This is a genomic window from Bacteroidota bacterium (genome assembly GCA_041658205.1).
Taxonomy (GTDB): Bacteria; Bacteroidota; Ignavibacteria; order UBA10030; family UBA8401; genus UBA8401.
Genome location: JBBAAO010000003.1, coordinates 399025 through 421239 on the forward strand (window position 1 = coordinate 399025; position 22215 = coordinate 421239).

The window sequence follows — 22215 nt, forward strand, 5'->3', positions numbered from 1 at the left end:
TAATAAAATTCGCTATTTCTTTTCTCGACGAGTCGAGTCTTCGACAGGCATCGGCGCATCAAGAAATTCTTCGATCATTGGAACAGTCAATTCAATCATGTGCTTTTCCGGATTTGGATTTTCTGCCACGCCGATATAAGAACCATGCTGTGCAGGAAGAATCATCAAACGTGAATTTGAAATTAATTTTGACATCGCTAAAGCGTGATCGGCCAGGATGACGTCTCGGTCGCCGTTGATGATGAATGTTGGTGCTTTTATTGAACTCATGGTTTCCTCCCTCCAATCTTTAAATCGTAACATCCGCTCTTTGTCTTTATTGAACATTGCCAGCAGTTTGTTTGTGTCGGGATTTATTTGCAGAAATGCATCTTTTAACAATTGAGGCATAACGGCTAAGGATGCTTGTTTCATTCCGTCGAAGAATCCCGGGATCAAACCTTCTCTTTTATAAAATGTTGAAGCAAGAATAAGTTTGTGTACAATTTCAGAGTGTCGAACGGCAATTTGAATTGCGGTATTTCCTCCGTTGCTGAATCCAAGAAAATCTGCTTGTGTAATGGCAAGTGTTTGTAAAAGCGTTGCGACATCGTCCGCATCCTGTTCGAAACTTTCAGGTGAATTTCTATCGCTGGTGTGCCCATGACCTTGCAATTCAACGGCAACAATGATTCGATGCTTTGCCAGCATAGGAAGAATTGTTCCGAATGTTGTCGTAATGGTGGATCCCCCTCCGTGGATCAATATGAGCGGTGGCGTACCGGAATTATCTCCGCCCGCCTGAACGTCGGGCAGGTGGATTTCATAGTACATCTTTAAGCCGTTCACGGAAGCATAATTTCCCTTCGGTGATGATGTCTGTGTGAACGATGATGTGAAAACAAAAAGCATGGTTGTGAAAATTTTTTTGAACATACACGGTTCCTTGAAATTTAGAACGCGACAATTGTTTTGAATCCTCCGAACGCCATCCGCTTCATATCGAACGGCATTGGCATATTCATCGGTTGATTCATGATCGGATCGTTCATCACCTTGGCATTCACGCTATCTCGGTGCTTGCGCGATTTGTACACGATGAATGAGAATATCACCGTTTCACCTTTTTTTGTCTTCGCCATTTTTGGAAATTTAACTCCTGGAAGTGCCGGATTAAGATCGTCGCCGATGCATTCGAAATATTCCAGCGCGCCATGTTTCTTCCAGACCTTCGCGCCAACTTGGGCCATTTTCCGGTACGCCGGAAGTTTCTTTTTTGATATCGGAATGACAAAACCATCAACATATTTACCCATGATGTTCCTCCTGATGAATTATTGTGTATGAATTAGTTGTTTGTATTGCTTGCGTAGCGAAGTATAACACCGCCGTTTTTTAGCACTTGCGTACTGAGCAGTTGTAATTTCAATTGTTCAGAATTTAGTTTGAAGAGAGGGGTTCCTCCGCCGAGAACGACCGGTACAACGCAAATTCTGTATTCGTCAATCAATCCGAGTTTCATTAGTGTCGCTGAAAGGTCCGCGCTGCCGAAGATGTAAGAATCTTTTTTTGATTGTTTCAACGTTGCAATTTCTCCTGCAATATTATCTTTCACTAACCGCGTATTGTTCCAATCGGCTTTGGTAAGAGTCCTGGAGAAAACGATTTTCGGAATGCTGTTCATAAAACCGGCAACTTCACCTTCGCCTGTTGCGGTTGTCCAATATGCCGCCATCCCTTCAAAGGTTACCCGTCCGAACACCAGAGAATTGCATTGCCTCAATTGTTCAATGGACAACTGTTCAAGTTCATCGCCCCACACTTTGTTGTGAAAATCCAGGTCCCATTTCTTTGTTCCTTCAAAGTAGCCGTCCAGTGTCATCAAATTCCACATTACAAGCTTACCCATTATTGATTCTCCTTTTTATTTTTTATGTAATGAAGAACAACTACACCTGACGCAAATTTTTTGGTGTCAACGAGTGTAAGATTAATTTTATTATTGATTCCATCGAATAAGCGGGGACCTTTTCCTGCAATTATCGGATGAACCAAGAGATAATATTCATCGATCAGACCGAGTTGCGTAAGAAATGCGGCAATGCTCAAGCTGCCGATGGAAATATTTTTTCCGGGCTGCTGTTTCAATTTCATGATCTCTTCTTGAAGATTTGAACGCAGAAGCGTCGTGTTGTTCCATTCCACACTCGTTAACGTTTTTGAAAAGACGATCTTCGGGATCGAATCATACGTGCTGGCAAATTCGTTGACAGCTTTCGATTCCGATTTATTCATCGCGACGTCGTGCCAATACGGGTACATCAAATGATAGGTGTTGCGCCCGAAGATATCGATGTCTGCACTTCGCAAGAGCCCGGTGAAGTACTCGTGCAGTTCATCGTCAGCAATTCCATTGGTATAATCACACACGCCATCCAGTGTTATATTGATTCCAAACACTACTTTTCTCATTAATCGTTTCCTTTCATGAAGTTATGGAATATTTTTCCCCTTCCTGATACAACGCATTGATCTGTTCATCCGCGGGACGAATCTCCCATGTTCCACCCAGCCGTGTTGACGGATGGTTCGACATTAATTGAATGGCGTGGTTCAGATCCCGCGCTTCAAGAATCATAATGCCGCCAAGTTGTTCCTTTGTTTCTGCAAACGGTCCGTCGGTAATAAAAGGTTTTCCGTTTTTGTATCTGATGGTTGTTGCTGTTCTAATGCTTTGCAGCGCTTCACCACCGACAAAGTTGCGATTCTTACGCAGTTCTTTGTCATACCTCATGCATTGATCGATAAAATCTTTTTGTTGCTGTTCTGAAAATGAATTGAATAAATTCTCATCTAAGTAACCGAGACAAATGTATTTCATACTATGTTCCTTTTGTGAAGAATTTTTTATCAAATTGAAAAAGAAAACTATACTTTTAATTCAGGACTTTCAAATGTGTGAAGAGGACGAACCTCGATTCCCCAGCCAAATTGTTCTCCCGCGGTCATTTGAACTGCCGGATGCAACGAAGCAATTCGGATGGCTTCGTCCATATCGTTCGCTTCTATCAGGAATGCGCCGCCGATTATTTCCTTGGTTTCTGTGAAGGGACCGTCGGTGATCGTTACTGTACCATTCACGCGCCGCACACTTTTACCGACAGCTTCGAGGCCGGTATCAACAATCACCTGCCCGGTGTTGTACAGCTTTTCTGAATAGGGGCGGCATTCCCGCATAATAGCATCAATTTCAGATTGAGGAAGGTCTTTCATTTTTTCCCGATCTAAATAACCCAAACATAAAAATTTCATCCCTGTTCTCCTATCGCTTCGTACCGTCCCTCTTCTCGTAGTTCGTGTTCAATAGGCCGCACTTCAATACTTCCAATCCGAGCCGAAGGCCACTGTGAAGCAATGTGAATTGCCTCGTTTAAATCTTTCGCATTGATGAGAAAGAATCCCCCGAGCGTTTCTTTTGTTTCGGCAAAAGGACCATCGGTAACGGAAAGTTTTCCGCTACGTACACGCACAGTTGCCGCCATGTGTATGCTTTGCAGCGGCTCCGTGGAGATCAATACTCCTCTGTTGCGCAATTCTTCAACATACGCAAGCGTTTCTTTTCGAAGCGACTCCCATTCACTTTTGGTCAGCCCATTCAGCGTTGCTTCTTCTTCGTACGCAAGGCAAATGTATTTCATTATTTTTCTCCTATGATCACACTACTTTTTCTTTTTCGCTTTCGCTTTTTCTAACTGTTCCTTCACTCTGAACCGTACAATTTTTTTTATCAGTGCAATAGGAAGCGGTTTGTCTATGGGAAATTGTATCGTCCCCTTTCCACCTTCATACTTTGACAGCTCCTTTTTGAATGCTTCAATCGCCCGCGGTGCCGGATAAAATCCGATATGATGTTCGTATCCGCCGAAATGCACCAGGTTGCCGTTCAGCGTAATAAATGTCGGAATGCCGTATTTGATCGTCTCTTCGGTTTCCGGAGCTGCTTTTTTAATTGCAGCTCTCATTTCTTTTAAAAGCTTTTGAGTGCTGTTGGGAAAGTGTGCGATGTAGTCGTCGATGTTTTTTGTTTTACTGGTTTGCATATTTTTTATCTATGTTTTTCCACCGCGGCTGTTACCGTAGGACTGTCTGCGGCATTCCGCGCATCTTCTGGCCATTCATTTACTTCAAACACCTGACGGATCTCTATGGTGTCACCATCTGCTGCCGGAACACGCTTTGCCCACTCAACCGCTTCTTCTTTGGATTTAAAATCAACCATCCAATACCCGCCGAACACTTCCTTCGATTCGATGAACGGTCCGTCGGTAACGGTCGGTTTCCCTTTAGGGAATGAAACGCGCGCACCTTTTTCAACGGGATGAAGTCCGTCAAGAGCAATCAAGTGACCGGCTTTTGCCAGTTCTTCGTTGTATTTCATCATCGCTTCCACTGCATCAGCGGGAGGAGTAAAATCTGCACCGACTCTTTTTCCTTTTCCCCCTTGATAAACGGCGGGAATCATAAACATCATAAATCTCATAGTAATATCTCCTTATAGTGTTTAAAATGAACCTGTCTTGACTTTTCCAGCCCGCGTGTAATTTGCAATAATCACTCCTGTTGGCGAAACCAAACTCTCCGTTAATGTAAGGGCTGCCGGAATTGCTCCATTGTCAAACAATTTTTTCCCTTTACCAAGAGTCAGCGGGTGAATTTTGAGCCAAAGTTCGTCCACTAAATCATTCTTCAGTAGCAGTTGAATAAGCTCACCACTGCCGTGAACTTGAATGTCGGAACCTTTAGAATTTTTGAGCTTTTTAATATCTGCCAAGCTTTTAATGAAAACTGAGTTTTTCCAATCTGACTTTTTTACGGTCTTGGACATGACGTACTTTGTGACATCATTGATGCCGGGCCAAAAGTCTGCATGGTTAGGCCAGTAGGACTCAAAAATCTCAAATGTTTTCTCCCCAAAAGAAGGTCTGCTGGTTTCATCTGTTTTTCCATGACCTTATTAACAACATCGTCAAAATAAGGCGCACTCCAACCGCCATATTTGAAACCGCCTATTGGATCTTCCTCTGGTCCACCGGGTGCTTGCATTACTCCATCTAAGGTAATAAATGATAAAACGATTATTTTTCTCATGGTTGTTGCTCCTGTAATTACTATAAGCGGTCTCGAAAATATTTATTTGCGCCCAAGATACACTTGTGCGCCAGTTGTTTGGCGCATCTTCCTCCTGCTGACATTATATAGTCGATTGAGGAAACTAAAAATCGACAACGGATGATGATTTTTTTTGCTACAAATTCACTGATTGTTTCGTGAATATGTACACCGCAGAGTTCGCTGAGAACGCAGAAATTATAATGAAGACAGTACAAAACTTCTCCGCGATCTTTGCGTTCTCTGCGGTAATAATTCTTTATTGAGTTTTTAACCCAGTTTCTTCATCTGCCCCTCTAAAAATCTTCGCTCGGGTTCCTGCTGTGCGAGTGTAAGGGCGCGCTCGTAGGAAATTTTGGCGTCCTCATTTTTTCCCAGACGGCGGCAGAGCTCCGCCCGTGCAGAATGTGCAAATTGATAATCAATAAGATCGCCTCGTTCAAGAATTGCATCGATGATATTCAATCCTGCATGGAAACCGTCACGCATCGCCACGGCAACCGCGCGATTCAACTCGATCACCGGCGATGGTTCTACCCGAAGCAGAAAATCATACAAGCCGACAATCTGTTTCCAATCTGTTTCCGCCGCGGTTTTTGACTCGGAATGTACCGCCGCAATTGCCGCTTGAATTGTGTACGGTCCAAAGCGGCGGGAGGAAAGTGTCTGTTCAACAAGTTTGATTCCTTCACCGATCAATTCCTGATTCCACAACGAACGGTCTTGATCTTCTAATAAAATAAGGTCACCTGCAGAAGAAGTGCGTGCGGTGCGTCGTGATTCCTGCAAAAGCATCAGCGCAAGAAGTCCGCTGACTTCCGGTTCGGGAAGTAACTGCATCAGCAAGCGCCCGAGACGAATTGCTTCGCCGGAAAGATCGGCGCGCGTTAATGTTTCTCCCGATGATGCAGAGTATCCTTCGTTAAAAACTAAATAGATCACATGAAGAACAGCATCCAGCCGGTCCGGTAATTCCGATGCGCTTGGCACTTGATACGGAATGCGCGCATCGCGGATTTTTGCTTTCGCGCGGACAATCCGCTGCGCAAGTGTTGTAGGTGTGGTAAGAAATGCATGCGCAATTTCTTCGGTGGTCAGGTCGCACACTTCGCGAAGCGTCAACGCAATGCGTGCGTCGGGAGATAATGCAGGATGACAGCAGATGAAGATCAGCCGCAGTTCATCATCGGCGATTCCTTTGTCAATCTGCGCGGCGATATCAAACGGATGCGCTTCGAGCTGTTCGCTCAATCGTTCACGTGATAGATCACCATCCTGCTGATCGGGAAGAAATTTTTCGCGCCGACGCATGCTGTCGATCGCTTTGAATCGTCCCGTTGAAACAAGCCACGCTCTTGGATTTTCAGGAATTCCTTCTACTGGCCACTTCTCCGCCGCCGCCGCAAACGCATCGTGCATGGCATCTTCGGCAACATCAAAATCTCCGAGCAGACGAATCAGTGTAGCAAGAATGCGGCGCGATTCGGTCGTGTAGACTGTGTCGAGAGTTTTGTGGGTAAGTTCTGTGGAAATTTCCATAAACCAGAGCGTTTTCTCTTGATTGGTTTATGCATAATACTGTAAGTGGAGGGAAAAGGCAAGATTGATAGTTGAATACAAGTTGGGTATCTTCTTACAAAAATGAATGAAAGTTTAAGAAAAGAATATCGAGAACATACAGTATTCGGACAGCTATCCGAGTATGCGGAATTTTATCGCAGTTTGTCATTTTCAATAATGAGCTGGCTTTCACAGGGGACAAAAGCTGTAATAAATATCGATACTTATGTCTATTCCTCGATGCAGGGTACTCTTGAATCTATTAATGATGTTTTATTAAAGGGGCGAATAAATGATTCGTATGCTTTGTTAAGAAAATACTACGACTCTACAATTATTAATATCTATTCTAATCTTTATTTAGAAGACCACTTTAACATTAATAATTTCATTGTTTCTCAAATTGACAATTGGCGAAAAGGAACCGATAAATTACCTGAGTATCGAATAATGTCAAATTATATTAAAAGCTCTCAAAAGTTGCAGGCTATTACGATTTTGCTTCAAAAAGATAATACATACAAAAATATTAGAGATCGTTGTAATGACCATACTCATTATAACTACTATCATAACTTACTCTCAAATGACAATGAAATTTATCTTCAAGATAGGTTGAAATCATTAGATGCTTTTTCAAAAGATCTTGAGAATATTTTTATTCAACATTTTTCTTATGTTTTTTATCTACACGACCATTATATGATGTCAAGTGATTATAGGGATAGTATGGAGCTTGGGCTGATACCAGAGGAAGGTGCTCAATATTTCGTTGCGCCATTTATTCAAAATATTTTTAGCAACATTATAAAAACAAAAAGACCTGACCTTGCAAATGAAATAAAAAATAACACTGCCATGATGTTAGAATGAAGACTAAAATTACAGATGTTACTCGACAACATATCGCTGATGAAATGTCAATTGCGAAATTATGGTATTACGGCAATAAAACAGAGCCAGAATTTTTGGCCCGTCTTTTTGACTTGAAGGGTTTACCGTCAAGAGATTACCGCTATAAGAATGCTTACGATGACATTTATCAACATATGGTAAACAATGCTGACTGGGACGATAATTGGATTTATACTGACCCAAGAATAAATTTACTCCGTTGTGATGATGATACATATTTAAAGTTTCTATCGGCAACCCTTCACCCACTCGTTAGAACAAATCAAGATGATGTCACTAAACTATTGGAAATATTTAACAAACACCTAAACAACGATGGATTTGAGATTTCACAAACAGATGAAATTTCAGGAAAACCAATCTTTGGTGGGAGACAAAAAATAATTGGGCAAGCAAATTTAGTTACAAAAAAAGCGGAGATCAAAAAATATTTGAATACGGTTTATGTTAGTAGTAAAATCAACACGATGAATGATGCTATTCACAAAGATACTGATCTTGCGATAGGAACAGCAAAAGAGCTTTTAGAAACCACCTGTAAATCAATTTTAAGGCAAAAGGGGATTGCTATTGATCCTTATTGGACATTACCTCAACTATTAAAAACAACAACTTTAACTCTTGACTTTACGCCAAAAGAAGCAGCCGATCCCGAAAAAGCAGAAAAAGCAATAAAACAAATTCTTGGTGGAATTAGCTCAATAGTACATGGTGTTACTGAACTCAGAAATGGGTATGGAACCGGACATGGAAAGGATGCAGATTTTAAAGGATTAGAAATAAAATATGCAAAATTACTCGTTGGGGTAGTTTCCGAAATTGTAATATTGTATTTATCTACAAATGGTGAGACCGCAGAACTAATTGAAACATAACACGCAATATTAACAGTGTGAATTTTTAACAACGCTTGATTGAAATTTAGATTGTCTTGCGCAAATAAACTGTAACAAAATTTAACATGATTAAATGTGACTATTACTGATTACTTATCGAGCGAGAATCAAATCCATAACGAGCTTCTTGAATGCAGGAGGCTTTTTACGCATGCTGTTACAGATATCCCTAAATACTCTACTCAAGAAAAAATAGAGTCGGAATTTCCAGGTTTTCAAAGAGAGGTTTTCAGTGCTCATAAACTAGCGTTAAAAATCCTAATAGATCGGATACTAGAGTTAGAGAACTTACTTTCGGAAATTCCAAACATTAATTCTCGTTCCCCAGATACAAAAACACTTAAGTTGCATTTCTGGAAACATATTTTAGAATTAACATTTAATACTTTTGTTTGGCTTCATTTAGAAATGGACCGAAGCAATGTAAGAAAAGTATTCAAGGGACCGAAATATGGAGATTTGTCTAATCAAAATATTGAGTCTGTATTACAATATATTAATGAAGAAAACAAAGATATAAATAAAATTGCTATCCCCTTGGACTTTTGTTCGTTTTCTCCCATTTGTGATATCCTACAGATAAATTACTCTGAAAGCGAAAATGTTCGTCATATCAAATTTATAGAAGCAAAATCGGGTAAAGTAAACGAGGATATGCTTGAAACAATTAATTCTAAAACATCTGATTTATACTTTAAGTTTTTTGATGCATATGGGAAAAAGGGCATTAAACAAATGGATAGATTTTTTAAACAAATGTTGATGCTTGATAGAAGTCGAAAATTAATAAATGCTAAACCCGGAGTTTACGAAAACCCGGTTACAAGTGAACCACCGTTAGTAATTTTAGACAATAACATAGAGAGTATTCATTTTTCTGACAAGATAACCGAATTATTAGAAAAGTCCGAGCAAAGAGAATTCGCTGTTGATACAATAGACGAGTGCCTTGTGGTTGGCGTTCTCAACCGAAAAGATGAAAATATTCTAAAGCTTGGTGAATTTGATGTTCGCTTATATGTCTACAATTGTTTTTTTAACCCAGCAACACTTTTTGGGACAACTTACCCAGCTGACCTACCAGAAATTCTAAATAGTATCACACTTGTAAATTGGGTGGAAGGATTTAAATCAATAGTATTGGAGCCAGTTATTCTCCGCACTCTTCCAGAAAAACATCTTATGGATTTATTGTTGGGTAAGAAGATGCTCAAACTTTATTTTAACCCCGAGAGTTTTATCGCTCTTTGCAATAAAAATGGATTGAAAGCTGAATTCACGACAAAAAGAGAAACAAATCATTTTCGATCAAGAAGTGTCGCAAAAAGTCTTGTAGAATTCAATGGAAGATATATAAAACTTGTGCGAGATGAAGGTGTTGAAATATTGGGAGATGGAACTATCTATGAAATGCTTTTCAATTGGGCACATCCTACTTCGTTGATTGAACAAATGAAGCAAATTTAATTAGCTACAAAATAACATACTTGTCCAAAATAAATCATAAAAGAGAAAAACTTATTCCTTCTTTTCTTGACGGGGCAAGAAAAGAAGCAAAAGAACCCCTTGCGAAATTTAACGCGCGCGATGAATCCCGTTCGCACTTGCCCGTTGATGGCAAAAAACGCCATCAAAAGTCCCTTCATTCATCGCTTTCCCATTCGCTCAATCCTCCTAAATTTCGCTCCCTCCCACATCTCATCCAACACTTTAAGAAATGTAGGGGAGGGCTTACTTTTCTTAACATAAAATATCTTCCATAAATCCACTTGTTTCGATAAAATTTTGTCAATAAGGGTTTTATTTTGGACAGCTATGACAAAATAATATTAATTAAATTTCTAGTGTCTTTCTTATCAATTCAACATAGTATGACCAAACGTCCCCTCTCACCATCGCCATCATCAGCTGGTTCTACATCGCTGCCGGCATCATCGTCATTGCATACCACGCAAACCTCTCAAAACGCCTGTAAATCCGTTACGTTTAACCAATTCGCGATTCGCGACTTGCGAATTACCATAAAGTAAGTGATCAAAATAAATTTCCCTCCTCCACCATCACCAATCACATCAGCAATAAAAATCTACCGCAGAAAGAGTACTTCATGGAATTTTCCTGCTGACATAGGGTTGTCACTCGGGGATACTATATTGATGGGAACAAATGTATTAATCTGAGGCTTCACAATGGAAACAAATAACGGTATAAAAACTTTTTACGCCAAAACAAGAGTGCAATGGCGAACGTGGTTGGAAAAGAACAGCCAATCGAATAAAGAAGTCTGCTTAATTCTGTATCATAAAAAAAGCAACACCAAATGTATTACCTTTAACGAAGCCATTGAAGAAGCACTTTGTTTCGGATGGATCGACAGCAAAGCAAATAAACGAAATGTTGAAAGTTTCTATCAACGATTTTCACCCCGTAAACCCAAGAGCAATTGGAGTACACCGAACAAAGAGCGAATACAAAAGATGATACACGAAGGACTAATGACAGAACAGGGGCAAAAATTAATTGCTATTGCAAAACAAAATGGAACCTGGTAATATGGTCTCCGACAGTTTAACCTGCCTGCCGTCAGGCAGGCTGTCGGAGAGGATTTAGTGCGAGAGTCCCGTTGTACGGGATGCCGTACTTCGGCATTAAATTCTCGCACAACAGATAAAAATATTTGGAAAAAACATGACAAGAATAGTAGAAATTCGAGCGTATAATCTGAAACCAAACAGCCGGGAAGAATTCCATCGGCTTGTTTCTCAAGTCTCTTTTCCATTAATGAAACAATGGAATGTTGATGTGGTTGATTTCGGACCATCACCCCACGATGACAGTTCATATTACTTGATCAGGACATATGAGAGTTTAGAACATCGCCAATCCAGTCAGGATTCTTTTTATGGCAGCGCTGACTGGCGGCAGGGTCCACGAGAAGCGATCATTTCATTAATTGAAAGCGATACCTCCATTGTCATCGAAATGGAAACTTCGGTTATTGATGCGCTTCGTACAATTGATGCTTGATTTTGGACTGTGTATCTTTACGAAACAATTTTAAAAAAATATACATGCGATCATGATCAATCTTTTCACCTTTGCAGAGTATCCGAACGCAACAACGCCAAAGCGTCTGATGAAATATGTGCTCATCTGGTGTTCACGGGGAACTGCAACGGTTATTGTTGACGATAAAGAGTTAACACTCAAACAACATCAAGTCCTCACCATCACATCGGGACAAGTGCATTATTTTAAGAAATCAACGACGGCGCAGGGAGTGATTCTTGAATTCACTCTTGATTTTTTCTGCAAGGATGATAACGATCTGGAACTGATCTTTCATAACGGCTTATTTTGTCACTTCGATCTGAATGAAATCATTTCCGTTCCCAATTATGCACTTCTTGAAAAACAGTTTGCACTCATCCATGATGAATTGCTTCTTCAGCCCTACCAATACCGTATCTCCATCCATTCGCGCATTAAACTGATATTGATAGAAATTAATCGGACAAAGGTTGAACGGGGAGATGAAATCTACAAACCGGATGCGTTATTTCTAAAATTTTTAGAATCAGTCCGCGCTAATTTTAAGAACAATTATTCGGTAAAGCATCACGCCCGTTTGCTTCATACAACCGAAGCAAAACTGAATGAACATGCAAAACTTCATACCGGCAAGACCGCTCAAAATGTCATCTATGGATTGATCGTTTCCGAAGCAAAACGTTCGCTTCGGTATCAAAAACTTCCGGTAAAAGAAACTGCATTTACATTGGGATTCAACGATCCGTTCTACTTTTCAAATTTCTTTAAGAAACATACCGGCCAATCCCCAAAGACCTACCAGCAGACGTACAATTTATAATCTTCTATGTTTTCCCCAAGATTGTCTATGGTTTAGTACCGTACGCTCTTCTACATTGTATCGTCACAATAAGAAGGCGGTATGAGTATGACACAAAAACCAGTTTCAATAATTTTTCATTTAGCAGCCGGATTTACCTCGTTCCTCTATTCTCAAACCAAAAGAACATTTTCGGTAATGTTACTTCTCGCGGTCGGCATCGCTTCATTCCTATATTTTCAAACAAAAGGAATAACACTTATGAAAAAAACTATCGATCCATCGCTGCCAACAATCGGCATTCTGATTTTTGACGGATTCCTGACCAACGAGGCTGTTGCACCGATGGATGTATTTACAAAAATGGATTCTTTGGGGAAAAAATTATTTAATGTTCTCCTGGTCTCCAAAGAAGAAAAAATATATCAAAGCGAAGAAGGGCTGAATGTATTGCCCGACGTTACAATACATAATGTAACAAAACTTACTGTTTTGGTTGTGCCAAGTTCTAATGAACCCGAAAAACAGATTCAGGACAAACCGCTCATTGACTTTATCAAACAACAAAATAATACCACTGAATATATTGCAAGCCATTGCGCCGGCGCATTTACGCTGGGAGAATCTGGTGTGGCTGACGATAAAAAAATCGTCACCTATTGCTCCGGCTCTGATAAACTACAGAAAGAGTACCCAAAATTATTGGTAATGGATGACGCTGTTGTCTCTGTGATGCAGGACGGAAAGATCATCTCGTCGAACGGGAATCTTGTCAGCTATATCGCCTCCCTGGATCTATTGGAACAAATGACAAATCACAGCCACAGAAAATATGTAGAAGAACAATTACTCATCAACAAATTGAGATAGGAGGATATGTGGAATCGAACATTCAAAATTATATCACAAAAACCGGTACGGCCGATTGGATTTCGCTGATTGAAGAAGGAGTGGACACAAAAGGTATTTTTGTAAAAGTGCTCCGGCGCGATCAACAGACCAAAAGAGCACCGACCATTCTTTTAAAATTTGAACCTGGCGCACGATATCCGTACCATAATCATCCGGGAGGCGAAGAGGTGTTTGTGTTGGAAGGAGATGCGATTTTTGAAAATGAAATACTCTCCGCAGGTGATTATTTGTACACTCCCCCCGGCTTTAAGCACTCCGTAACGAGTGAAAAGGGATGTGTATTGTTATTTTTTATTCCGGAAGAAGTAGAGATTTTGAAATAGATCGATGGTTAAATATTAAGAGGCTTTGATAAATTAAACTATAGAAGACTATCATTTTTTTCTTATGCTTAAATTGTTTTTAGAACGTATTCTATGATTAATCACCCTCTCTCTATTTCCATCATCAGCTGGTTCTACATTGCCGCGGGCATTACCGGCATTGCGTATCATTCCACCGAGTTCAATATTCATGATCCGTTTGCCGGCGAATTGCTGTTGAGTCTCTTCGTCCGTCTTCTGGCAATCATCGGCGGAGCGTTTACGCTCCGCGGCGCAAACTGGGCGCGCTGGCTGCTTCTCGTATGGATTGTGTATCATGTGTACTTGAGTTTCTTTCACACGTTCTCCAGCGGGACAATGCACAGCGTACTGCTTGTAATTACTTTTTATGTTCTCTTCCGCCCGAAAGTGTCGGAGTATTTTCGTGAAGAGAAAAAATAAATATCTTCGGAGGAAGCTGCGGAGCATTTGTCATGCCAGCGTACGCTGGCATCCATCTTGTGGATTCCGGCGTACGCCGGAATGACAATACAAGCAGTTGGGTAATAAATCCAATAGGAATAAACACCAATGACAGAGTTAGAACAATATTTACATTCGTATTTTCCGTTAAAACAGAACGATCTGGAAAAGATAGAATCGCTATTCAAAGAGACCTCTATCAAGAAAGGCGATTATTTTTTAAAAGCAGGCAGACAGTCCGATCAATTAAGTTTTATCCGTTCAGGTCTGTTACGGATCTATGCAACAACGGAAGAAAAAGAAGTAACGCAGTGGATCTCCACCAAAGGATATTTTGTGACCGACCTTTCGAGCTTCATTTTTGAAACCCCCGCGCGGTGGACAATTCAAGCTCTGACCGATGTTCAGCTCTACACAATCAACAAAAAAGAATATTCCTCCATCGAAAAAATACTTCCGCAGTGGCATAAGATTGAAAAACTGTTTATTGCACGCTGCTTTACCATTTTGGAAGATCGCGTCTTTAGCCATCTCTCCATGTCCGCCGAAGAACGGTACGAGTTCTTCTTCGAACACAACAAAGAACTCTTTACGCAAGTGCCGCTGCAGTATATCGCTTCCATGCTCGGGATGACTCCCGAAACTTTCAGTAGAATACGGAAAAAGAGCCTGCCATGATTTCTTGATAAATATCAAGAGGAACGTGCTGTTTCGTGAATATCTTTGATGTGTAAAAAATTCTTCACAACACACAAAGGAATCAATCATGAAAATAGCTGCACTGTTCTTCACATTCATAAGCACCGTTGTATCGGCAAAAGAAATACGAACAGAAATTCTCATTCAGGCGCCGCCGGAAAAAGTGTGGGCAATTCTTACAGACTTTAACCGCTATGCGGAATGGAATCCGTTCATCAGATCGGTCACCGGCGAAGTGGCTGTGGGAAAAGAAATAACAATATTGCTTGCGCCGCCCGAATCATCGGAGATGACGTTTTCACCAACCATTCTTGCGTTTGAACCAAACAAAGAACTGCGCTGGCTCGGTCATTTCTGGTTTACGGGACTTTTCGACGGCGAACATACATTCGAACTTATTGATAACGGAAACGGGACAACCACGTTTAAGCAGAGCGAAGATTTCGGGGGAATACTTGTTCCATTTTTCAGCACAAAGCTGGATGTTAACACAGTCAACGGCTTCAAACTGATGAACGAAAAACTGAAAGAATTAGCGGAAAAAATTGAACGATTGGAGTGACGACGTTAGCGTTCGGATATTTAACCCGATGGTGAATAAAATTCTTTTTTGAGATAGCTTCCTCTCACACCTTTCTTGTTGAAACGTATCCGATCAATAATCCAAACAATCCGTTTGATGTGGAAACTTCCAGTAAATGAGCTAGTCTTACTGGCTGCGGCATAAATGGATTATCGACGATCAGTTGTATTGCCGGAAGCGAATACAAAATAACGCACGCCAGAATTTTTTCTTTTTTACTTCCTTTTAAATACATCACTATTGGAAATCCTATCATGATCCATAAAAATCCACGGAAGAACTGAAAGGGAAAAATAAAACTCTTTGTCTGCAGCGTTTGCTGTATTTGTCCAATAAACCCTGCGTTTTCTGTGCTACCCGAATAGAATAACCGGACAGCTTCAAATTGCCATGCAACGAAAAAACCGAACACAAAATAAATTATCACGTAAGTGGCAGAAAGCCATAATACATCTTTCCACTGTAGGGTTGATCGGTTTAATTGAGTTTGAGGTGCGGAACGTTCGACATTCTGTTTCCACTTACCCAATATCCACATTGCCAGCGGCACAAACGTGATCGCTGTAATCAATGGGCGCAGAAATAAATTCAGTAATTCTGAATTAGTAATTGCAGGCATCGCATCTCTAAAATACCATGTCTCCACTTGTGTCATAAACGTCTGGAGACCCCAGAAAATGATTACCGTACTAAAGAAAAGTTTTCCTCCCCACAGGTTAAGGCGTTTGATCAAATAGATGATAGTGGAAAATTGTATCAGTAAAAAAAGAACTATCATGTGCGCGTTGTAATCACTTTGGTTCTCTACTGTGAGAGTCACCGGAATAAAAACAACGGGCAAAACAACAAGAGTGAAAAAAATAAAAAACAAGAGGACATATTTCAGGAATGTTTTCATAAATTTCTCACTTATAATTTAGTCATTGATGAGTTTATAATAAAATTGGTTTCTAAAAAAATTTATACTGCTTAGATGCCATTTCAAAAACGGATGGTCATTGCGAGGGAGCACAGCGACCGAAGCAATCTCCAAAACTTAAGGTAAAAACAAGATTGCTTCGACAAAAAAACGTCTCGCAATGACAATGATTTGACATTTTTGAGACGCCTTCTAATTACTTTTCCACATATTCTTTTAATGATCTGCCGATAATATCTGTCCATCCTTCGGCAAAATTGTGTTTTGCAAAATCCGGATTTTCATTCGGGAATGTTTCCAAGCCTGCGTGAGTCAGTTTCAATCTGGTCTTGCTTCCTTCGGCAAACAATTCAAATGTCACAAGTGAATTTCCTTTATATCCGTCGTACCGCCAGGTATGTGTTAACTTCTTACCGGGAATCACTTCGGTGATTTTGCAGAGATGTACATATTGTCTTTCCGGTGACGGCCCACCGGTGAAGTGAAATTCAAAACCTACTTCGGCTTTGAATTCCACAAGATCAAAGTACCATTGTTTCATTTCGCGCTTGTCAGTGATCGCTTTCCACACTTTTTCGGCTGGTGCGTTATACGTCCGTTCGATAATAAAAGGTTCGTTGTTCATAATTTCCCTAACACTTATTAGAGTGAAGTTGATAATTTTTGTGTCCGGCGTTTATACAATTCACCGCCAAACAGGGCCAGCGGAAGAGATGTTGCCGCACCGACAATTCCGTACCATGTTGGTCCCATACCATACATAGCAATTGTGCCTGCAAGCCAAAGAACCGCTCCCAGTATTCCCGTAAACCACAGCGCGGTTTTTGCTTTCTCTTTTGCAATCATGGCAGTAATGTATGCAGCAAAGATTGTTATGATAACACGATAACCGAGCGCCAACAAAAATAAATCGGTATCAAAATACACCTGACCGTGCGGTGGATAAACACCGGTTGCATGAAAAACTTCGTCAATGGCGGTTGCCAAAATTCCATTGATCAATACCGCGGCAATAATTGCTAGAATCAGACGTTTCATCATTTATCCCTTTCGTAATTTATTACTTTTTGTGTGCTTTCTTTAAGCCGGCAATGTCGATCTTTTTCATTTGAAGCATTGCCTGCATCACTCTGTTTGCTTTAACACGGTCTTTATCCCCCAATAATTTTCCAAGATCATGAGGAATGATTTGCCACGAGACACCATATTTATCAAACAGCCGCCCACATTGAGATTCTTGTCCACCGTCGGCAATAAGTTTCTTCCACAGTCCATCGATTTCTTTTTGTGTTGTGCAATGGACAAAGAATGAAATTGCTTCAGTAAACTTATGGTGAGGTCCGCCATTCAACGCCATAAACTCCAGACCATCCAATACAAATGTTACTGTCATTGGATTTGCATTGAGTATTCTTGAATTCTTAAAAACTCCCGTATAGAATTTTGCCGCCTCTTCCGCTTGATTATCGAACCACAAGAAGGGTCTGATTTTTTGAATGGAACTCTTTTTTGTTGTTTTCATTTTTTCTCCCGGATAATTATTTTTCAACCAGAGTGAGCCATTTCTTTAGTACGCTTTGCAATATTTTCTTTTTTAATGCCACATCGTTCAAATCTTTAAAGATTGTAATCCTTCTTCCATCCTTATACTCTCCTTGGAGCAATCCCGATGTATCTTTTACTTTTGCGCCGCTCGGGAAGACCAGCATAATTCTTCCTTTAAATAAATTGAACACGATAATTTCCCGCTTATGCTCTTCGGGTTTGAACGGTTTCATCTCTCCGGTATAATAAAAAGCAGGATTGTTCCATTTGATATGCTCTCCGATTTCTTTATCCGTACTTAAAATAATTTTTCGCAAACTCTGAACTATTTTTTTTACAGCGGGATCGAGCTTTTTAATATGAGCAGACACTTGCTCTTTGTCTGAGAATACAGATGTTTTTGTATTCATATTCCTTAATCCAGAGTCTCGGCAAGTTTGTCAATACATTGATGCATTCCGGCAAGTGAGTATACGTACATGTGACCGGGAGTCCAGCCATGTTCGATAACGGTCAGTTCCGTCATATCGTGCTTTATTTTTTTGAATATAATTGTTGTAAGGAATTCTTTGGGAAAATCAGGCGGCATGCCGACAGACAGTGGATCAATTCTGTTTCCATCCTTATCAGAAAGTCCTTGCGTAAACTCTAACCGTTCCATCGGGACAATTTTTTGGTAGATCCCAGAGACATACGAATCTTGGCCCCCTTGATTTTTTGGCGCGCGCATGCAAAAAATGTACTGACCTCCTTCGCGGAGATCGATTTTACAAGAAGGAGAGGTATAGTATTTTGGTCCCCACCATTTCATCACCATTTCAGGTACGGTCCATGATTTCCAAACAAGTTCAACGGGCGCATCAATGATACGCTTAACAAAAACATCTTCTTTTGGTGAATTTTGTTTTGTATCTCCAGCCATTTCAAGTTCTCCTTGTGTGGATGAGTAAATTTATTTTAAGGGGTTTTACCCTTCTTTTCTGAGAAAAAAAATAAAGTCATTTTTTCTTTTTTGCCTGAAGTGTTGTTAAATAATTATCCAGCGCATCCAATTTCTCTTCCCAGAACTTTCTGTACTGCTCAACCCATGTCGATACTTCGTTCAATTTTTCAAATTTCATTTCGCAGTACTTGTCACGCCCTTCTTGGGTGGTTACTACCAATCCGCATTCAGAAAGAATTTTTATATGCTTTGAAATCGCTGGGCGGCTGATCTTGAATTTCTCTGCCAGACCGTTAACGTTCATTTTTTGCTGCTCTGCCAATAAACTGATGATCGCTCTTCTGTTTGGATCTGCTATTGCCTGAAAAACATCTCGTCTCATGATTCTTTCGTCTTATATGTAACCGATTGGTTACATATTAATATCTGGGCAGATGAAAGTCAAGAGGTGCTGTAAATATTTTTTGCCTTTTCTTTTTGAAAGGGATTAATCTAACAAATACTGTCCGGTGTTATCGCACGGATAGATTGAACAAAACAAGAATAATGGATATAGCTTACAGATGCATTCGAATTGCTGAAATATCTATCGGATATCAGTGAGTTTCTGCAATGTTTTTAAGAGATTGTAAAATCGGATTTTCTTCACCCTGCGGTTCTTCCTGTACTGCATTTGGTCTATTATCTTCCTGAATTATTTCAAGCTTCGTTTGACCGTTTTGAGCTGTCAAAACATAATTCATGACAAAATAATTTTCAGGCCTGTCTTCAAGCCCGGGCCTTGGCGCAAATAAACTATACTTTACTAATTCGCGTGGCTTCACTGCTAACACTTTTCCCCATTGCTCAAATACTTTGTCTTCCCATGCGGTTCTAAATTTAATATCGCTGCCAATTTCCCATGTCGTCAATACATCACTTCCGTATTGCCACAGTTTAACAAGTTCCGGTTTTGTAACCGTGTCCCACACTTTTTGAAGCGAAGCATTGATCAGGATTGTTGAAATATTTTTCGCCATTGTTCTCCTTTTACAATGAATTTTAACAGGGCTGATTATGTTTGTATAATATACGATGTAATAGTTTTAATTTTTCCGTTCTTGAATTTGTTCAATTCATAGACGTGACAGAAGGAATACTTTTTAGCGCCAATGCTCATTGTACCATTAATCGATGCTTTATTTCCATGGGTAATAAAATAGAAATATTCCAGATCAGCTGCTTTATTAAATTTCAACTTCTTTATGGTTTTCACTAATTCATTTTTGCCATGAATTAGTTCCCTTCCGATGATGTTCCATTGAATATCATCAATGGAATGTGCGGACATGAATTCTGTCTCCCCTATGGTGAATGCTTCGCTGATTTGTTTGAAGAATATGACGCTTTGGTTCAGCATGTTATTTTATTCCGCGGTAATACAATATTCTTTCAAGTTTTTTAAATAGTTACTTTGCTTTTTCATCAACCTCAAAAATTCCGAATGTATTTCCTTCAGTATCGAGAAAATATCCCTGCCAGCATTGACCGGGAACAGCGAATTTTGGAAGAGCAATCGTTCCACCAAGTTTCATTATTTTTTGTGTCATTGCATCAAAGTTTTCAACTTCTAAGGAACAGACAAACGCATTCGTTCCGCATTCCATCGGCGGGGGAAGTGCGGGACGTTTAAGCAATCCACCGCGAGAGCCGCCGGTTTCAATACGCCAATATTCCACAGGAAGGCCGGGTGCCTCGCTGAATTTCCATCCGAAGACATTCTTGTAAAATTTTATTGCGCGGTGCGTGTTGTCCGCTTGTATTTCAAAATAGAAGTGTCCGTTCATAGTTAATTCCTCAATTATTTTTATATATGCTGCTGCAAAATTTTAACATTTCCAAACGCAAAGGAGAACGCTGCATATAGAGTTTTGCTGCATCCTTTGTTGAGTTGATGGTTCAGATTTCATCCACCTTGACAAAATAATTATTTGTCGGCAGGCAAATATTTTCTCATTTTATTTCTTCTTATTCTCCAATAGTACCAGTCTTAACTTCTCCGGCTCGCCCGTAACAAGCAACTATCACCCCGCCTGGTGCATTGTATTCTCTACTAAATTGAATGCTGCCGGGATCGCCCCCCCGGCAAACGGTTCTGGGCTTGGTGAAGTGGCGACATTAGAAACACAACATTCAGCAAGAACGTTTGTCTGAAGCAATGATTTATTGTTCTTTTTGACTTGGTGGTGTTAGGTTAATGCGATGTCTCAAATCCATATCGTATTGCCGCTTCAAGTATTTCAATGTTTATATCTTTCAGAGTTTTGAACTTAATGCAATATCCACTCACGCTTGCCTTGCCGAGTTTTTTTCCATATGTCTTGGTTAAGTATTTCTTATCGTTAATACCAAGGATATAAACAGAAATTCCGGTTGTGTTTGCACTCATACCGATTTGATAAAACTCTCTGGTTTTTCCATCAGCATATTTTATGGTGCGAAGTCCATATCCTATATTAGGATTAGAAACAGTTTTATTTTCACTATTTTTACCATCCAAGAACCATAATTTACATGCTGGCATTACTTGCAGAATGATGCGGTGCAACGCTTGCATGTCGCTGCGTTTTGGTTCAGGTTGGCTTGTAATATATTTTTTGATTTGTTCTCGTGTGTTCATTTAAAATTTAAATGAATTTATTGTTTACACTCCATAGTCGTTCGACAAAACCGGAAATCGACATCGTTTATTTTTCTCTCAGTTTCATTATTCAAGAACAGCAGCATTGTCTCAACTTTTAATTTTTCTTATTCTCCAACTGTGCCAGTCTTGACTTCTCCGGCTCGCTTGTAGTTGGCAATAATCACTCCACTTGGTGTAACAATACTCTCCGTTACTGTAAATGCTGCCGGAGCCGTGCCGCTGTCAAACAATTTTTTTCCTGTACCAAGAATCAAGGGATAAATTTTGAGCCGAAGTTCGTCTACTAAGTCATTCTTCAGTAACAGCTGAACGAGTTTGCTGCTCCCCCAAACTTGAATGTCAGCACCTTTTGAATTTTTGAGCTTTTTGATATCTTCCAAACTTTTGATAAATACGGTGTTTTTCCACTCTGACTTTTTCATGGACTTGGATATAACGTATTTTGTGCCATTATTGATGCCGGGCCAAATATCTTCATGGTGAGGCCAGAAGGATGCCCAAATCTCAAACGTTTTTCTCCCCAAAAGATAATCTGCAAGTTGATTCAATTCTTTTTGCACCACCGTACCTCCAACGTCGTCTCCATATGGCGCACTCCAACCACCATATTTAAAAGCGTCTGATTCATCTTCCTCAGGTCCGCCAGGTGCTTGCATTACTCCATCTAATGTGATCATTGATAAGACGATTATTTTTCTCATGGTCGATTTACCCTTTCAGTATTGGTGAAAATATTCATTTAAGCCGAAGCCGCTTTTGAGGTAGTGCTTGCCCAAG

At 40.1% G+C, this 22215-nt stretch carries 33 protein-coding genes and 1 pseudogene; 11 read left to right on the forward strand and 23 right to left on the reverse strand.

Annotation, left to right across the window (positions count from 1 at the left end; genetic code table 11):
- Nucleotides 1–12: 12 nt before the first annotated feature.
- The 11 genes and pseudogenes from WDA22_16825 to WDA22_16875 form a co-directional block, all read right to left on the reverse strand.
- Nucleotides 13–915 carry an alpha/beta hydrolase gene (locus WDA22_16825; GenBank protein MFA5835145.1) on the reverse strand — a complete coding sequence of 301 codons (903 nt, stop codon included), beginning with the start codon at nt 913–915 and terminating at the stop codon, nt 13–15.
- A gap of 17 nt (nt 916–932) precedes the next feature.
- Nucleotides 933–1295: a DUF1428 domain-containing protein gene (locus tag WDA22_16830; GenBank protein MFA5835146.1), complete on the reverse strand. Its 363-nt coding sequence runs from the start codon at nt 1293–1295 to the stop codon at nt 933–935.
- A gap of 32 nt (nt 1296–1327) precedes the next feature.
- Nucleotides 1328–1888, reverse strand: coding sequence for a dihydrofolate reductase family protein (locus WDA22_16835; GenBank protein MFA5835147.1), 561 nt, complete (start codon nt 1886–1888; stop codon nt 1328–1330).
- Nucleotides 1888–2451 carry a dihydrofolate reductase family protein gene (locus WDA22_16840; protein ID MFA5835148.1) on the reverse strand — a complete coding sequence of 188 codons (564 nt, stop codon included), beginning with the start codon at nt 2449–2451 and terminating at the stop codon, nt 1888–1890. The genes WDA22_16835 and WDA22_16840 overlap by 1 nt, the downstream gene beginning before the upstream one ends.
- A gap of 13 nt (nt 2452–2464) precedes the next feature.
- A complete protein-coding gene (locus tag WDA22_16845) occupies nt 2465–2860 on the reverse strand; it encodes a YciI family protein (protein ID MFA5835149.1) in 396 nt (131 codons plus the stop codon).
- 47 nt (nt 2861–2907) lie between these two features.
- Nucleotides 2908–3291, reverse strand: coding sequence for a YciI family protein (locus WDA22_16850; protein ID MFA5835150.1), 384 nt, complete (start codon nt 3289–3291; stop codon nt 2908–2910).
- Nucleotides 3288–3677: a YciI family protein gene (locus tag WDA22_16855; protein ID MFA5835151.1), complete on the reverse strand. Its 390-nt coding sequence runs from the start codon at nt 3675–3677 to the stop codon at nt 3288–3290. Before WDA22_16855 ends, WDA22_16850 begins: the two co-directional genes overlap by 4 nt.
- A 21-nt stretch (nt 3678–3698) precedes the next feature.
- Nucleotides 3699–4079 carry a DUF1801 domain-containing protein gene (locus WDA22_16860; protein MFA5835152.1) on the reverse strand — a complete coding sequence of 127 codons (381 nt, stop codon included), beginning with the start codon at nt 4077–4079 and terminating at the stop codon, nt 3699–3701.
- Nucleotides 4080–4084: 5 nt separating this feature from the next.
- Nucleotides 4085–4519, reverse strand: coding sequence for a YciI family protein (locus WDA22_16865; protein ID MFA5835153.1), 435 nt, complete (start codon nt 4517–4519; stop codon nt 4085–4087).
- Between the two features lie 21 nt (nt 4520–4540).
- Nucleotides 4541–5127: pseudogene (locus tag WDA22_16870) on the reverse strand (dihydrofolate reductase family protein).
- Nucleotides 5128–5418: 291 nt separating this feature from the next.
- Nucleotides 5419–6687 (reverse strand): RNA polymerase sigma factor, encoded by a 1269-nt coding sequence (locus WDA22_16875; protein MFA5835154.1) that lies wholly within the window; start codon nt 6685–6687, stop codon nt 5419–5421.
- Between the two features lie 102 nt (nt 6688–6789).
- On the opposite strand from WDA22_16875, the gene WDA22_16880 reads away from it, so the two are divergent.
- The 11 genes from WDA22_16880 to WDA22_16930 all read left to right on the forward strand — a co-directional run bounded on the left by WDA22_16880 (nt 6790) and on the right by WDA22_16930 (nt 15327).
- Nucleotides 6790–7581, forward strand: coding sequence for a hypothetical protein (locus WDA22_16880; GenBank protein MFA5835155.1), 792 nt, complete (start codon nt 6790–6792; stop codon nt 7579–7581).
- Nucleotides 7578–8498: an abortive infection family protein gene (locus WDA22_16885; GenBank protein MFA5835156.1), complete on the forward strand. Its 921-nt coding sequence runs from the start codon at nt 7578–7580 to the stop codon at nt 8496–8498. Before WDA22_16880 ends, WDA22_16885 begins: the two co-directional genes overlap by 4 nt.
- Nucleotides 8499–8594: 96 nt before the next feature.
- Nucleotides 8595–9986, forward strand: a complete 1392-nt coding sequence (locus tag WDA22_16890; GenBank protein MFA5835157.1) for a hypothetical protein — start codon at nt 8595–8597, stop codon at nt 9984–9986.
- Between the two features lie 722 nt (nt 9987–10708).
- A complete protein-coding gene (locus WDA22_16895; protein MFA5835158.1) occupies nt 10709–11071 on the forward strand; it encodes a hypothetical protein in 363 nt (120 codons plus the stop codon).
- Nucleotides 11072–11207: 136 nt separating this feature from the next.
- Nucleotides 11208–11546, forward strand: coding sequence for an NIPSNAP family protein (locus WDA22_16900; protein ID MFA5835159.1), 339 nt, complete (start codon nt 11208–11210; stop codon nt 11544–11546).
- A 52-nt stretch (nt 11547–11598) separates the two neighbouring features.
- Nucleotides 11599–12390 (forward strand): helix-turn-helix transcriptional regulator, encoded by a 792-nt coding sequence (locus WDA22_16905; GenBank protein MFA5835160.1) that lies wholly within the window; start codon nt 11599–11601, stop codon nt 12388–12390.
- Nucleotides 12391–12471: 81 nt separating this feature from the next.
- Nucleotides 12472–13239, forward strand: coding sequence for a DJ-1/PfpI family protein (locus WDA22_16910; protein ID MFA5835161.1), 768 nt, complete (start codon nt 12472–12474; stop codon nt 13237–13239).
- Between the two features lie 8 nt (nt 13240–13247).
- Complete coding sequence (locus tag WDA22_16915) at nt 13248–13604, forward strand: dimethylsulfonioproprionate lyase family protein (protein ID MFA5835162.1); 357 nt, start codon at nt 13248–13250, stop codon at nt 13602–13604.
- Nucleotides 13605–13697: 93 nt separating this feature from the next.
- Nucleotides 13698–14045, forward strand: a complete 348-nt coding sequence (locus WDA22_16920) for a hypothetical protein (GenBank protein ID MFA5835163.1) — start codon at nt 13698–13700, stop codon at nt 14043–14045.
- 129 nt (nt 14046–14174) lie between these two features.
- On the forward strand, nt 14175–14744 hold the full coding sequence (locus WDA22_16925; protein MFA5835164.1) for a Crp/Fnr family transcriptional regulator: 570 nt from the start codon (nt 14175–14177) through the stop codon (nt 14742–14744).
- 88 nt (nt 14745–14832) lie between these two features.
- A complete protein-coding gene (locus WDA22_16930) occupies nt 14833–15327 on the forward strand; it encodes an SRPBCC domain-containing protein (GenBank protein MFA5835165.1) in 495 nt (164 codons plus the stop codon).
- Between the two features lie 64 nt (nt 15328–15391).
- Here the strand turns inward: WDA22_16930 and WDA22_16935 are convergent, their stop codons facing one another.
- The 12 genes from WDA22_16935 to WDA22_16990 all read right to left on the reverse strand — a co-directional run bounded on the left by WDA22_16935 (nt 15392) and on the right by WDA22_16990 (nt 22139).
- Nucleotides 15392–16246, reverse strand: coding sequence for a hypothetical protein (locus WDA22_16935; protein MFA5835166.1), 855 nt, complete (start codon nt 16244–16246; stop codon nt 15392–15394).
- Nucleotides 16247–16463: 217 nt separating this feature from the next.
- Nucleotides 16464–16892 (reverse strand): SRPBCC domain-containing protein, encoded by a 429-nt coding sequence (locus tag WDA22_16940; GenBank protein ID MFA5835167.1) that lies wholly within the window; start codon nt 16890–16892, stop codon nt 16464–16466.
- A gap of 17 nt (nt 16893–16909) precedes the next feature.
- Entirely contained in the window at nt 16910–17305 is a 396-nt protein-coding gene (locus tag WDA22_16945) for a hypothetical protein (GenBank protein MFA5835168.1), read from the reverse strand.
- 22 nt (nt 17306–17327) lie between these two features.
- Complete coding sequence (locus WDA22_16950; protein MFA5835169.1) at nt 17328–17789, reverse strand: VOC family protein; 462 nt, start codon at nt 17787–17789, stop codon at nt 17328–17330.
- A gap of 16 nt (nt 17790–17805) precedes the next feature.
- Nucleotides 17806–18222, reverse strand: a complete 417-nt coding sequence (locus WDA22_16955; protein ID MFA5835170.1) for a DUF1801 domain-containing protein — start codon at nt 18220–18222, stop codon at nt 17806–17808.
- A gap of 5 nt (nt 18223–18227) precedes the next feature.
- Nucleotides 18228–18734 carry an SRPBCC domain-containing protein gene (locus WDA22_16960; protein ID MFA5835171.1) on the reverse strand — a complete coding sequence of 169 codons (507 nt, stop codon included), beginning with the start codon at nt 18732–18734 and terminating at the stop codon, nt 18228–18230.
- Between the two features lie 76 nt (nt 18735–18810).
- Nucleotides 18811–19137, reverse strand: a complete 327-nt coding sequence (locus WDA22_16965; protein ID MFA5835172.1) for a metalloregulator ArsR/SmtB family transcription factor — start codon at nt 19135–19137, stop codon at nt 18811–18813.
- 214 nt (nt 19138–19351) lie between these two features.
- Entirely contained in the window at nt 19352–19774 is a 423-nt protein-coding gene (locus WDA22_16970) for an SRPBCC domain-containing protein (protein MFA5835173.1), read from the reverse strand.
- A 35-nt stretch (nt 19775–19809) separates the two neighbouring features.
- A complete protein-coding gene (locus WDA22_16975; GenBank protein MFA5835174.1) occupies nt 19810–20154 on the reverse strand; it encodes a hypothetical protein in 345 nt (114 codons plus the stop codon).
- Between the two features lie 49 nt (nt 20155–20203).
- Nucleotides 20204–20581 (reverse strand): VOC family protein, encoded by a 378-nt coding sequence (locus WDA22_16980; protein MFA5835175.1) that lies wholly within the window; start codon nt 20579–20581, stop codon nt 20204–20206.
- A 407-nt stretch (nt 20582–20988) separates the two neighbouring features.
- Entirely contained in the window at nt 20989–21414 is a 426-nt protein-coding gene (locus tag WDA22_16985; GenBank protein MFA5835176.1) for a DUF1801 domain-containing protein, read from the reverse strand.
- 128 nt (nt 21415–21542) lie between these two features.
- A complete protein-coding gene (locus WDA22_16990; protein MFA5835177.1) occupies nt 21543–22139 on the reverse strand; it encodes a dihydrofolate reductase family protein in 597 nt (198 codons plus the stop codon).
- Between the last annotated feature and the right edge of the window lie 76 nt (nt 22140–22215).